At 49.3% G+C, this 13818-nt stretch carries 12 protein-coding genes and 1 pseudogene; 4 read left to right on the forward strand and 9 right to left on the reverse strand.

The window, feature by feature from the left end; genetic code table 11:
• Positions 1-153 precede the first annotated feature (153 nt).
• From NST83_RS13905 to NST83_RS13940, 8 genes and pseudogenes are all read right to left on the reverse strand, one after another.
• Positions 154-376 (reverse strand): annotated as a pseudogene (locus NST83_RS13905) (alkaline phosphatase); the annotation flags it as partial.
• Between the two features lie 40 nt (positions 377-416).
• Positions 417-1556 (reverse strand): amidohydrolase family protein, encoded by a 1140-nt coding sequence (locus tag NST83_RS13910; protein ID WP_342414638.1) that lies wholly within the window; start codon positions 1554-1556, stop codon positions 417-419.
• The gene (locus tag NST83_RS13915; protein WP_342414639.1) at positions 1546-2616 is read right to left on the reverse strand and encodes an aminotransferase class V-fold PLP-dependent enzyme; all 1071 of its coding nucleotides are present in this window, start codon (positions 2614-2616) and stop codon (positions 1546-1548) included. Before NST83_RS13915 ends, NST83_RS13910 begins: the two co-directional genes overlap by 11 nt.
• Entirely contained in the window at positions 2603-3385 is a 783-nt protein-coding gene (locus tag NST83_RS13920; RefSeq protein WP_342414640.1) for an ATP-binding cassette domain-containing protein, read from the reverse strand. The genes NST83_RS13915 and NST83_RS13920 overlap by 14 nt, the downstream gene beginning before the upstream one ends.
• On the reverse strand, positions 3385-4155 hold the full coding sequence (locus NST83_RS13925) for an ABC transporter ATP-binding protein (protein ID WP_342414641.1): 771 nt from the start codon (positions 4153-4155) through the stop codon (positions 3385-3387). The genes NST83_RS13920 and NST83_RS13925 overlap by 1 nt, the downstream gene beginning before the upstream one ends.
• Positions 4140-5006, reverse strand: a complete 867-nt coding sequence (locus NST83_RS13930; RefSeq protein WP_342414642.1) for an ABC transporter permease — start codon at positions 5004-5006, stop codon at positions 4140-4142. The genes NST83_RS13925 and NST83_RS13930 overlap by 16 nt, the downstream gene beginning before the upstream one ends.
• A complete protein-coding gene (locus NST83_RS13935) occupies positions 5003-5998 on the reverse strand; it encodes an ABC transporter permease (protein ID WP_342414643.1) in 996 nt (331 codons plus the stop codon). The genes NST83_RS13930 and NST83_RS13935 overlap by 4 nt, the downstream gene beginning before the upstream one ends.
• A 4-nt stretch (positions 5999-6002) precedes the next feature.
• Entirely contained in the window at positions 6003-7607 is a 1605-nt protein-coding gene (locus NST83_RS13940) for an ABC transporter substrate-binding protein (protein WP_342414644.1), read from the reverse strand.
• Between the two features lie 271 nt (positions 7608-7878).
• Here NST83_RS13940 and NST83_RS13945 point away from each other — a divergent pair, with 271 nt between their 5' ends.
• A complete protein-coding gene (locus NST83_RS13945) occupies positions 7879-8796 on the forward strand; it encodes a LysR family transcriptional regulator (RefSeq protein WP_342414645.1) in 918 nt (305 codons plus the stop codon).
• A gap of 79 nt (positions 8797-8875) precedes the next feature.
• Here NST83_RS13945 and NST83_RS13950 read toward each other — a convergent pair whose 3' ends face one another.
• Positions 8876-9694, reverse strand: a complete 819-nt coding sequence (locus NST83_RS13950) for a carbon-nitrogen family hydrolase (RefSeq protein ID WP_342414646.1) — start codon at positions 9692-9694, stop codon at positions 8876-8878.
• Positions 9695-9870: 176 nt separating this feature from the next.
• Here NST83_RS13950 and NST83_RS13955 point away from each other — a divergent pair, with 176 nt between their 5' ends.
• From NST83_RS13955 to NST83_RS13965, 3 genes are all read left to right on the forward strand, one after another.
• The gene (locus NST83_RS13955) at positions 9871-11052 is read left to right on the forward strand and encodes a pyridoxal phosphate-dependent aminotransferase (RefSeq protein ID WP_342417959.1); all 1182 of its coding nucleotides are present in this window, start codon (positions 9871-9873) and stop codon (positions 11050-11052) included.
• A 240-nt stretch (positions 11053-11292) separates the two neighbouring features.
• The gene (proB, locus tag NST83_RS13960; RefSeq protein ID WP_342414647.1) at positions 11293-12495 is read left to right on the forward strand and encodes a glutamate 5-kinase; all 1203 of its coding nucleotides are present in this window, start codon (positions 11293-11295) and stop codon (positions 12493-12495) included.
• 18 nt (positions 12496-12513) lie between these two features.
• Positions 12514-13806: a glutamate-5-semialdehyde dehydrogenase gene (locus NST83_RS13965; protein ID WP_342414648.1), complete on the forward strand. Its 1293-nt coding sequence runs from the start codon at positions 12514-12516 to the stop codon at positions 13804-13806.
• Positions 13807-13818 lie beyond the last annotated feature (12 nt).

Genomic DNA, 13818 nt, shown 5'->3' on the forward strand with positions numbered 1-13818 from the left:
AGCAACATCAGAGGGAATAGAACGTGACTAGCTTCACAAAAAATCCCATTTTCTGAATATAAGCTCCAACTTCTGCCGCAAAAAATACATATTTACCGCAACAAAAAAAGCTGTTTTTCCTTTAATGGAAGAAACAGCTTCTGATCAAGCTTATTATTGAATTAAATCAACCGCCTGCTGCGGTACAAAATAATCTACGCCGTTATAAACGACAACACCGTTCATTGCTGAATTTTCACCATTCAGCATGACGATATTTTTGTATACCATGACCACCTGTATTCCAGCCAATATTTGCGCGTTTGCTAATGATCGGTCCGACTGCATAGTTCATGCTGCCTTCTTTGGCATCTTTGATCGTTTTTTCTTCCTCATCCGGTCTAACTATATTAAAGATGCTCTCTGAAGTATTGGTCTCACTCTAATTGCCCCTGAATTACCGATACAATACTTTCACGCAGTGCTTTGGCGTTTTGTGACTTATATGGATCAGCATTAAAAAGGATTGCATCTGCTGTGTAGTTTTCTTTTATACGTCCCAATCTGTCCCCATATCCCAAAATTTCAGCGGCGAACTCCGTGGCAGCCTGCCAAGCCTCTTTTCGAGTTAATCCACAGTCTATGAGTATGTCTAATTCCTCAAGGTTGCGTCCATGTAACGAAGGTGTGACAAAATCTGTACCGAACGCAATTCGTACGCCTGCTCTTTTGGCATAGTTAACGGCTTTAGGGTGGGCTTCGGCGGCACGGGCGGCGCGATCACAAATTTCCCTGTCGAGTGAAAGAACTCCAGACGGGTCTGCAGCAATACGATAGATGGAAGCAGTAGGCACAAAGACTGTCCTGGATTGCGCAAGCTGGTTGGCTTGATCCTCGGTCAAATACATTCCATGCTCTATTGATTCCACGCCAGCGTCAATAGACCAGTCCACAGTAGGTCCGCCCCAGGTATGAACCATGACTTTAATGTTGCGTGCATGGGCGCTACGCACAATAAAAGAGAATTCTTCCTCAGAAAAAATCGGGTTCAGCACTGTATCTGGTGACGATCCTAGTCCCCCTGTTGCAAGAATTTTAATCCAGCTTGCCCCGGAATCAATAATTTCTGTTACCCGCCGTTCCAAATGCTTAAGACCCCGTGCATCTCCGGCTCCAAGCATATCACCACAGGTGTAAACTCTTAAAGGCTGGCTATAATGCTGACCTATATGCTTCACCGTACTTGGCAAAAGCCCCCCTGCATCACGCACTGAAGTCACTCCAGCCTGGAAGGTGGCCTCAAAGGCTTGCGCCTGCATCACTTCGATCTCCAGTTTATCCCGCTTCTCCTGGTCAGCATGATCAAAATCCGTCCATGCCAAATGCGTATGAAGGTCAATTACGCCGGGGCTAATCCATAAGTCGCCATCTGGGCTATTTTGTTGGGCGTATGGAGATACGGACTCTGCAATGGACGAAAAACGACCATTAGTGATTGTTATATCGAATCGTTTCCCAACAATCCCCGCCACAAATATATTTTTGTAGGTTAACTCTTTTTGAATGTTATTTCCCAACTTTATTCCCCCAGATTGACCTTTGGGCCGCCAGCGCATGATCAGGATCTTGATGCATAAGCTCTGCAAGCGTCAGGATGGCTTCTTCGACGCTTTGCTGATTTGCCTTCGCCCCAAAATGGTTAATTCGTAAGAGTTTGTGATGCAATTCCCCATCTCCGGGTGCGACAATGCCCAGGGGCTGTTCGATATTGAGATTTCCGCCTTGAGGAATCCGAACCGTTGTAGTCAACGTTGAGTAGCTGTCTTTGTTACGCTGCCACGGTTCAAGGCCCAAGGCCGTAATGCCAGCAATTGCAGCGGATGTAGTTAAACGATGGCGGCGATTGACCGCTTCCAGACCTTCTTCTTCAATAAGCTTTAAGGCCTCAATAAGCGCCCGGGCTTCCAAGACAGGGATGTTGGGAGAAACCCGAAAGGGAGTCGCACTATCATGAGAACGCTTTAGGTCAAGCAAAGACAGAATGGAATTGCGCGGCGCATTTTTGTTGGAGGCCAGAAACTCCCAGCCACGTGAAGAAATCCCCACAGCGCTGATCCCGTTAGGGCCGGCTAATGCTTTTTGCGCACCCACAGCTACAAAATCAATTCCCCACTCGTCCATCAGCACCGGTTCTCCCCCGATTGCTGAAACCGCATCTATCACGGTTATAATATTTGACCGACGCGCAAGCTCCAAAATTTCCTTTGTTGGATTGGAGCCTCCTGTGACCACTTCCGCCTGCACGAAAGAAAGTGCACATGGGTTATATCGCTCAATCGCTGCGGCGACTTCATCTACAGTTACCACTTCATCAAAAGATGTTTTGAGCTCGATGACCTCTGCTCCACCACGCGCAAGCCAGTTACCAAAAATCGTTCCATAGGGACCTGTCACAATGTTTAGAATTGTACGGTCAGGCGCGGCTATGCCTGCTGCTATGGCCTCGATTCCCAGGATCGCCTCGCCCGGTATGATGACTGGTGATTCTTGAGTGGACAGGAGTTTGGAGAGCAAGTTAGTTAGCGTATCAAACTCCGATATTGTAAGAGGTACAAATCCTTTATTATTTTGACTCATAAATACCTCCTGCAGAATGGGATATTGGCATCTTGGGTACAGCAGACAAAAGCTCACGGCTATAAGCCGTTTCAGGACGAGAAAAGAATTTCTCCTTGGGGTTGATCTCAACCAGCTTCCCCTGCCGCATTACAGCAACAATATCGCTTATGGCATTTATAACTCCCAGGTCATGAGAGATAAAAAGCATCGTAAGATTAAGCTCCGATTTGAGTGTGCTCAACAGTTCAAGCATACTCCGTTGTACCGATACATCCAGTGCGCTCGTTGGTTCATCTGCGATAAGTATGCTTGGCTCAACACTTAATGCGCGGGCAATCGCTATCCGCTGACGCTGACCGCCGGAAAATTCGTGAGGGAATCTGCCAAGGGCGCTTTCATCGATATGAACACGTGCAAGCAGTTCCCTACATCTCTTGTCCACTTGAGTGCGGTCAACAATCTTGTGAAAAAGCAAGGCTTCGGCAAGGATTTGCCTGATCGTATGCTTTGGATTAAGCGAGGAATCCGGGTTTTGGAAAACCATTTGTATTCTTTTATGCTGCTCCCGGCTCCGTCGCTTGCCCAGTACCTGAGAACCCAGCATGATCTGGCCCTCATCCGGGGCGATCAGCCCGGCTATTACCCGCGCGAGGGTAGACTTTCCTGAACCCGATTCTCCCACAAGACCAAGCGTGGTACGCTCCTGCAGCTCCAGGCTTACTTGATCAAGCGCGGTGAACTTACCATAAGCAACCGTTATATTTTCTATCCGCAAGGCTGTTTTCATCAATCGGCGCTCCTTTCAAGATCCGGGAGAGGAAGCACTGAGCTTATCAGCATCTGCGTATACCGATTTTGCGGGTTTTGTAAAAGGGGCAAAGTGTCTCCCCGCTCTATGATTCTTCCCTCTTTCATAACGCAAAGCTTTGAGCACATCGAAGCAGCTACGGCAAGATTGTGCGTAACAAACACCATGGCAAAACCCAACTCCTTTTGAAGACGTGAAATAACGTCAAGGATTTGCCGTTGAACCGTGACATCAAGCGCCGTTGTTGGCTCATCACACAGAAGGATGCGCGGCTTGCACGCCAAAGCCATCGCAATAACAATACGTTGACACTGGCCGCCTGAAAGCTGGCGGGGGTAACGGTCAGTATGCTTTAAGGAATCGGGAAGACCGAGCATTTCAAGCAGTTCCAAAGCTATTGTACGCGCGACCTTCCGGCTCACCTTCTGCCTGTAGTACACAACCTCGGCAAGCTGCCGGACCACCGGGCAGAGAGGGTCAAGTGCCCTTATCGGGTCTTGAAAAATCATTGCGCATCTGCCATTGCTCCTAATATTCCCGCCAACCTGTTCAATACCAGAGGGAAGCAGCCCTATGATGGAGCGCAGGGTGAGCGATTTTCCAGATCCGGATTCCCCCACAAGTCCTATGCTTTCGCCCGCTTCGACTTTAAGACTCACATCGGTGACCAATTTATGATTCGATCGCGTCGCCAGCGACAAATTTTCCACTTCTAAAATTGGATTCATAGCATTCATTTTCTTCTCCATATATCTGCTAGCCCATCGCCCACAAGGGATAAGGCTATCCCCGTATATACCACCGCAAAGCCCGGGATGGCTGAAAGCCACCACTTTGTAGATATAAAGGGCTGCCCATCAGAAATCATCGTTCCCCAATCCGGAGTTGGCGGCGCAATACCGATACCAAGATAGCCTAGCGTAACAATGGCCACCAGCAGAACAGCCATATCCGTCATAAGCACTACCACTGCTTGCGGTAGCACATTCGGCAGAAGATGGCGCAGTATGATTTTAATATTCGGGATTCCCAGTGTCTTGGCAGCGGCTATCCATTCCTGCTTGCGAAAGGATGCGCTAAGACCCTTGACCACACGAGCGTATACGATCCAGCCAACGAGAGCAAACGTAATATATATCCCCTGTTCACCTGTACCGCTTGCAAACGCCACTATAATGACAATCAAATAAAAAGGGAACGCAATCAACGTATCGGTCAAAAGCGTGATAACCGTGTCTACCCATTTACCATAATACCCGGCAAGCATTCCCAGAAACACCCCCATACAAAAAGGAATGATCTCCGCCAGCACCATAATCTTCAAATCAGTCCGTGCGGCATAGATCAGCCGTGTAAATAGATCACGCCCCAGTTGATCGGTTCCCAGCCAGTGTTCGAAGGACGGAGGTTGTAAAGTTGCCGAAATATTTGGATCAGAAGGCTGGTAGGGACTAATAACCGGTGCCAACACTGCAATGCCTATGAGTAACGCAAACATAATACTGCCCCATAGAAGAGATGGAGTATTTAGTATTTTTCCCCAAGAGCGGTTGCTATGACCCGCCTTCTGAATCTGAAGATCTAATTGCGTGCGTTTCATTGTTCTCCTTTCGTCCTGGGATCAAGATACCCAGAAGCAACCTCAATCACGAAGCCGATGATGACCACAGATAGCGCACAATAAAGAGCAATCCCCTGTATAACAGGAAAATCCCGGTTTGAAATGGCTGAAAATAACAGGCTTCCGATCCCCTTGAGACCAAAAACCTGTTCAATTACCAACGTGCCGCCCATCAGGTAGGCAATGTTTACGCCAAGCAGCATAAGAGCAGGAAGAGCGGAATTGCGCAGGACATGCTTTACCAGTATAACCCTGCCGGGGATTCCCGCTGCCTTCAAGGTCACAACAAAATCAGATTCCAGCACTTCCAGCATCTGCGCTCTTAAAGAACGAACGAGCGAGGGAATTTGCGACAATCCGACAGTTATCGCAGGAAGGGCGAGACTGTACAAGATTCCAAGCCAGCCCTCGCCGACTCCCCCAACGGGAAACCAGTGAAGCCGAACGCTAAATACCAGAATCAGTAGCAGTCCAACCCAAAAAATCGGCATACCGAGCGTTACAGCAGGCAGGATGCGTATCATATGATCAAGCAGTCCGTCTTTATGTGTTGCCGCAAGGGTGGCCAGTACCAGCGAAACGATGATGGCAAAAAGACAGGTCATTGCAACGAGCAGCAGCGTCACGGGAGCGCGCTCTGCAATCAATTCTCTTGAAGAAGTCCCAAAAACAATCGAAACGCCAGTATCACCTTGTGTAAAGAAATTGTGTACAAAGCCTATAAACTGCTCCCAAAGAGAACGATCCAGCCCCAACCTGTGACGCATGCTCTCAATAGCCTCAGCTGTGGCGTATTCACCCAGAATCATTTTGGCGGGGTCTCCCGGTACCAGCCTTATGATGAAGAAGACTGCCACCACCACACAAATGACTACGGATGCCGCTCTTATCATAGCGCGCACGAGCCATTTGTGTGGGGAAGTAAGATTTGCAGATAATCCGGCAGACTTTTTAAATAAATGGGCCGTCAAGGATCTAATTACCTTTCACACGTACATCTTCAAAACGAACGCTGTTATTGGGAAGCACGACCAGGCCATCAATGGAAGAACGAACACCTTTCAGAATATCCGGATAATAAAGCGGGATATAAGGCACCTCATCTGCAAGGATTTGTTGAAGCTTGCCGTAAATTCCCGCACGTTCTTCCCCATCAGGTGTTTTTTGCCCCTCGTGCAGGAGCTTGGTAACTTCATTGTTCGTGTAATGAGTCCAGTACGACTTGCTAAAGCCTTCCGGGTCTGTCTGGAAAGCGAGGATTGAGTTGGCTTCTGGAGAATCCGCTTGTCCGCTGTTGATCATTGCCGAAAAGTCATAGGCAAAGAAACGCTCGCGGAATGAGGCCAGCTCAACAGATTCAATTTGAATATCAATGCCGATTGTTTTGGCGGCCGCCTGAATAATCTGTGCCTCCTGAGTTCTTGAGTTGTTTCCAGAGGCAATGAGCAATTTTGTAGAAAACCCGTTAGGGAACTTTGATTTTGCAAGCTCTGCTTTGGCAGCATTCGTATCAAAGCCGAGCGCTTTAATCGTATCATTCGTGTTGTATGGAATGGCTGGCGGCAAAAGCGAATTGGCTGACTTTGCGAAACCAAAGGTAACCGCATTGGTCAATCCATTACGGTCAAGCGCCAACGCCAGCGCACGGCGAACGTGCACATCCGAAAAATGCTTGTCCAGGGTATTGAAGAACAATTGCTCTGTCACCCAGCTTCCATTGGTCGCCACCTTGGTGTCCGTACCTTGTTTTAATTCATTTACATTTTCAAGAGCTACAGACTCAATAGCATCAATCGCGCCAGCCTTCAACTGGTTAATCGCTTGGCTGTCATCTTCAATGAGCTTGTAGACAAGTTCATTGATGTAGGGCTTGCCTTTCTGCCAATAGTATTTATTTTTGCTGAAAGTAAGATCACCGGCAGAATCCCATTTCTTAACGACAAAGGGACCAGTACCGACCGGATTCTTGAAGAATTCTTTTTCCGAGACACCGCCGAAATCCTTTGGAAGAATACCATTGGAAAAGTTTGATAGTTCAGAAATAAACGGCGTATACGGCGTTTTAAGCTTAATTATGAGTGTTTTTTCATCTTTAGCCGAGAGCGAAGCCACCTGTGCCGCTATTGCAAGAGGACCTCCTACATTCAAATGACGCTGAATTGAAAAAACCGCATCCTTGGCAGTAACTCCGGTTCCGTTTGAAAATTTCAAGCCATCGCGTAAAACAAAAGTATAGGTTAAACCATCTGTGCTTATACTGTGCGACTCTGCAAGCCAATCCACAATCTTTCCATCACTGTTAAAGGCGACCAGCGGCTCAAATACTTTGTCGATAGCAAAAGCATTATTGGATGTAATCTGATTATGCAGATCAAACGAGGTTACGGAAGCCGGGCGGCCATATGTAAAGGTTCCCCCTTCCACGGGTTGATCATCGGTTTTGCTTGGGTTAGGAGTAGCATTTGTATTTTGACCTGTATCATTTTTGGAGCCGGAGCATCCTGCCACGAGAACCAATAAAAGCAATACTAAAGATCCAACCCAAAACGGCTTCCTAAAAGATACAATAAGTTTGGACATCCCATTTTCCCCTTTTCTCCAATAAAACATATTGTCTTAATATGAATAGTATTATGGGTGAACCCATTTGACATGTCAAACAGAATTAAATACCATAATTTAAAAAATTAAAGATAAAAGTAAGCATAGGGATTTTCCAGCCTGTGAACACATGGAGTTCATCGGGATTGGGATTTTGATTAAAATATTGTATAATCAATCTATGATGTAATAGGTAAATCTTATAAGCCGACAACCATTATAAAAGTGTATAAAAGGGGTCTAAAACTCGATGGAATTCAGACAGCTTCAATACACCCTGCAAATTGCAGCGGAAAAAAACTTCTCACGCGCAGCGGAAAAATTGCACATTGCCCAACCTTCCCTGAGTCAGCAATTGTCCAAACTGGAAAAAGAGCTTGGGGTGCTGTTATTTCAACGCAATACAAGTACGGTGGAATTAACGCATGCAGGAGCAAGCTTTGTGGAACAAGCGAAAAAGATCGTCGACGCCGTCGAGCAACTCCGACAGGAAATGGACGATATTTCTCAGTTGCGCAAAGGGAAGGTCGTCGTCGGCAGCATGCCTATCACGGGTTCCCATTTGCTGCCGCATGTGCTGCCTGTGTTTAAGAAGGCGCACCCGGACATTGAAATTGTTTTGGTTGAGGATTCATCCATGAATCTGGAGAAAAAAACAGCCAGCGGCGATACAGATCTCAGCCTGCTTTCTCTCCCATTAGTAGAACCGACACTTTCCTATGTGCCTATCGGTGAAGAATGGATTGATCTCGCTGTTCCCCCGGGTCACCCGCTGACTCTGCGCAAAAACGGCGACCAGCCGCAACCTGTGCATATGGAAGAGCTGAAAGACGAACCTTTTGTCGTCCTGAAAAAAGGACAGGGCTTCCGCAAGCTGACGATGGACTTGTGCCATCAAGCGGGCTTTGAGCCGAAGGTGGTATTTGAAAGCACCAATATGGAAACCCTCCAATCGCTTGTAGCGACAGGGATGGGGGTGACACTCGTGCCTCGTTTTATCGCCCGGGCTGCCAGTAGCGAATTTGTTCCGGCATTGCTGCCACTGGCTGAACCGACGCCAAGCCGCACGCTGGCTATCGCATATCGGAATGGACGTTATTTATCCAAAGCCGCCGAGGCCTTTATTGAAACCTTCCGCGAAACGGTCAAACAGCTTTCCGAAAAGTAGTCTCACGTAAAAAGACCGTCTTCCTCCCCAGCCAAAGCCAGAGAAGAAGACGTTTCCTTTCTGATTAAAGGTTGCCAAATTACAGATCATACAGCGATGTACGACGGTCCTCGAACACCGGTATGCGCCCACGCACGTCCTGCACCAAGGCTGACTCAATTGTTCCTGTGATGATATCCTCCTGCTCTCCGCCCTCGGCAATGATTTCTCCCCACGGATCAATAATGAGAGAATGCCCGAAGAAATCCGTATCTCCGCTGCGACCTACCCGGTTACAGGCGATGACGTACATTTGATTTTCAATGGCCCTTGCAGTCAGCAACGTACGCCAGTGATGAAGACGGGGATGTGGCCATTCCGCAGGTACGATAAGCAGATTTGCGCCAGACAGGGCCAAACTGCGGGCTAGTTCGGGAAAACGGATGTCGTAGCAGATCGACGCACCCGCCTGAATCCCTCCATCCAGCGTGAATAAAACCTTTTCCTCGCCAGGCTGCAAATATTTTTCTTCGTCCATAAGCCGGAACAAATGAATCTTGGAATACGAAGCAACCTCTGCACCGGATCGGTCAAAAACGAGCATCGTATTGTACACATGACCGTCGCTTTTCTTCTCCGCGATAGATCCAGCTACCACGTTCACCTGATGAGTAGAAGCGAATGCCGATATCCATTCGCGGGTTTCCGCTCCTTCCTGATCCGCCAGCTCATGAATGCGGTCCAGCGCATACCCCGTGTTCCACATTTCCGGCAGTACAATTAGGTCCGGCTTTAATTCGACTGTCACCGCTTGTTCCATTAACGTACGAATATGACTGCGGTTTTCCGGGGGATTCCCCAGCTCAATATGAGTTTGTATGAGTGCAACACTAAACGGCTGAGCTTCATGATACGTCAAAATCGTTCATCCTCCTTGTGAACCGGAGCTTCCGGTGATCGCTTGTCCGGCATTTTCTCCCATCATAGCCCGATCAGGCTCGGCCACGCAACCGCATAAGACCAATCCCCTCTATACAACTTGGTTAAATCGTGATAAATTAATCCTCAAACTATTCCAAAAGGTCGTGTGAAATGATGAGTAAGTTTTCCATCCCCTCCGCTGATGTGATGAAACAGTTGCCCACTCAATTTTTTGCCACACTCGTACAAAATGTAAACCGTGAAATTGCGGCAGGGCATGATGTCATTAATCTCGGGCAAGGGAACCCGGATACACCTACGCCACCTCATATTGTAAAAGCCTTGCAAGAATCAGCGGCTAACCCGCTGTATCATAAATATTCACCTTTTCGCGGTTACGGCTTTCTCAAGGAAGCCATCGCCCAGCGCTATCAGGAGGATTACGGTGTGACGCTCGACCCGGAAACCGAGGTCGCCATCCTGTTTGGCGGAAAAACAGGCTTGGTGCAGTTGCCGCAAGTCTTACTCAATCCCGGCGATGTGTGTCTCGTGCCTGATCCCGGCTATCCGGATTACTGGTCCGGGGTAGCCCTGGCTAAAGCGGAAATGTCCTTTCTCCCATTAAAGGAAGAGAACCGTTTTCTGCCCGATTATGAGGCTATTTCCGAGGAAGACCGCCGCCGGGCCAAGCTGATGTTCCTCAATTATCCGAATAATCCGACCTCGGTCACTGCACCTCTTTCCTTCTATGAGGAAACGGTTGAATTTGCGAAGCGTAACGGCATTGTGGTTGCCAGCGATTTTGCCTATGGTGCTATCGGCTTCGACGGCGAACGTCCGGTGAGCTTCCTTCAGGCCGAAGGTGCCAGGGACGTAGGGATTGAGTTTTATACCCTGTCCAAAACGTACAACATGGCGGGCTGGCGCGTCGGTTTCGCGCTTGGTAATGCTGAAATCATCTCGATGATTAATCTGCTACAGGATCATATTTATGTAAGCCTGTTTGGTGGCATTCAGGCAGCGGCGGCGACCGCTCTCACGTCCTCGCAGGACTGCGTGGGCGAGCTGGTTGCACGCTATGAATCGCGCCGCAACGCTTTTTATGATGCGCTTGGGCAAATTGGCTGGAAGGCGACGCGTCCAAGCGGCTCCTTTTTTAGCTGGTTGCCCGTGCCGCAGGGCTATACCTCAGCTTCCTTTGCCGATCTGCTGCTGCGGGAAGCCAAGGTGGCTGTCGCTCCAGGGATCGGCTTCGGTAACGGCGGCGAAGGATATGTGCGGGCCGGGCTGCTAAGCTCGGAAGCTCGACTGACCGAGGCGGCTGAACGAATTGGCAAGCTGAACCTGTTTGGTTAAGCCGTATTTTCCAGCTACAACTTCTTTGCCAAACCTGGCCTTTTCGTGGTATTCTGTATCCAATATCATTAAGCGCGTTGAAGGGACTATTAAGAGAGACCCGTCCTGTTCAGAGAGTAAATTCCGATAGGCTGAAAGAATTTACCTGGATTCTCTCCCAACTCCTATCCCCGAGCGCCCTGCACAGTCAGGCGGTTCCTGCCGTTAACAGGTTTCAAGTGGGATGATCATGAATCATCAATGAAGGTGGTACCGCGGAAGCACAAACTTTCGTCCTTTGCATACAAAGGATGGAAGTTTTTTTGTTTATTAAAAAGAGTACAAATTAAGGAAGTGGACGTCTTGTCAACACGAATCGTCATTAAAATCGGGAGCAGCTCCTTAACAGGAGTCGAAGGGGGCTTGAATCGGGAATCCATTGCTTATTTTACACGCGAAATCGCTGGACTTCGTTCGAAAGGCCATGAAGTGTTGCTGGTCACATCAGGTGCAGTCGCCGCCGGGTTTCGTGAGATCGGGTACCCGTTTCGCCCCAAGCTGCTGCATGAGAAACAAGCGGCGGCAGCCGTAGGTCAGGCGCTGCTTATGCAAGCCTATCAACAGGCTTTTAGGGATTATGGCTTGGTGAGCGCGCAGATCCTGCTGACACGCAGTGACTTTTTGAGCCGCAAACGGATGAACAATGCTGGAATGACCGTAGAAGAACTGCTGCGCCAGCAGGTCATTCCGATTTTTAACGAAAATGATACTGTATCGATTGACGAATTGAAATTCGGTGATAACGATATGCTGTCTGCGCTGGTCGCCAATCTGGTCAAGGCACAGCATTTGATCATTATCACAGATACCGATGGCGTATATACGGCAGACCCGCGCAAGCATCCGAACGCCGTACGTTTTGAACGCATCGACGAGATTACCGAGGAGCTTTATGCATTTGCTGGAGGTTCCGGGTCAGCCGTAGGGACTGGCGGCATGCGATCCAAGATCGAAGCAGCCAAAGTCGCCACGCGCGGTGGTGTACCTGTGTTTGTGGGACGCGCCAACGCAGACGGGGATCTGGATGCCGCCGTGGAGGGGCACGGGCCGGGGACTTATTTTGACACCCACCTCTCTTCCCTGCCGATGAAAAAACAATGGCTTGGCTTCATGTCGACGCCGCTCGGCACGGTGCATGTAGACCAGGGGGCCGAGGAAGCACTGGTGAATGGCGGTCATAGCCTGCTTCCCGTTGGCGTACGGCGCGTGGAAGGCAGCTTTCATGCCGGAGATGTTGTTGAGGTGCTGGGGCCGGAAAATAAGGTATTGGGGCGCGGCATTGTCAATTATGACGATGGACAGCTGCGAAGCGTACAAGGATTGCCAAGCGGCGAGGTTGTGGGCAAGATCGGCCCTATTCACCGGCTTGAAGTGATTCACAGGGATGAATGGATTACATTATAAATGCGGGGAGGCCGTAACATGAGTGAATTAACGACAAACACAGCCACAACAGATGAAAGCCAGTTCAGTGAGGTACGGACCAAAGCGACTCTGGCGAAAAAAAGCGCCGGGGCCATGAACCGACTGACGACAGCACAAAAAAATGAAGCATTGCTCGTTATGGCTGAGGCACTGGTGAGCCATACGGGAGAGCTGATTGCAGCGAACAAAAACGACTTGGAGCGTGGACGGGAACTGGGAACGTCGGAATCGCTGCTTGATCGCCTCAAGCTGACCGAGGAGCGTATCGGGGCCATCGCCGAAGGCTTGCGCCAAATTGTGGAGCTACCTGATCCGGTCGGTGACACGCTGGAGCATATCGAACGTCCAAACGGTTTGCGGATTGAGAAAATACGTGTACCGTTGGGTGTCATCGGCATCATCTATGAAGCGCGTCCTAATGTGACGGTAGATGCTGCGGGCCTGTGTCTGAAAACAGGAAATCCGGTTGTGCTTCGTGGTGGCTCGGCTGCCCTGTTTTCCAACCGCAAAATCATTGAAGTTCTCCAACAGGCGTTGGACACCACTGCCGTACCGCGCGATGCGCTTCAGCTCATTGAAGATTCAGACCGTGCCTCTGTCAATGAAATGCTCACGCTGAACGGTTTGCTGGATGTGATCATTCCACGCGGCGGGCGCTCGCTTATTCAAAATGTTGTTCAGAATTCCACTGTCCCTGTCATTGAAACTGGTGCTGGTGTGTGCCACACCTATTTGGACGCTACGGCCGATACACAAATGGCTGAGGCCATTACGCTGAACGCCAAGGTGCAAAGACCGTCCGTATGTAACTCCATGGAAACCCTGCTCGTTCACTCGGATTATGCACAGGCACATCTGACGAGTTTGGCAGAACGCTTCCGTGAGGCCGGGGTCGAGCTGCGCGGCTGCGCACGGACACGGAAACTGGCTCCCTGGGCTGTTCCAGCCACGGAAGAGGATTATGGCACCGAATATAATGATTACATTATGAACGTCAAGGTCGTAGACCATTTGGACGAAGTCCTGGAGCATATTGCCCGGTACGGTACGATGCACTCGGAGTGTATTGTGACCGCAGATGAAGCACATGCCGAACGTTTTCTGCAAGAAGTGGACGCGGCAGCCGTATATCACAATGCCTCCACCCGCTTCACGGATGGCTTTGAGTTTGGATTTGGTGCCGAGATTGGGATCAGTACGCAAAAATTACATGCCCGTGGTCCGATGGGACTGCCTGCGCTAACTTCAACCAAGTATCGCGTGTACGGCACTGGACAAATCAGGGAATAATATCATTTATCA

The organism is Paenibacillus sp. FSL R10-2782 (genome assembly GCF_038592985.1).
Lineage (GTDB): Bacteria > Bacillota > Bacilli > Paenibacillales > Paenibacillaceae > Paenibacillus > Paenibacillus terrae_C.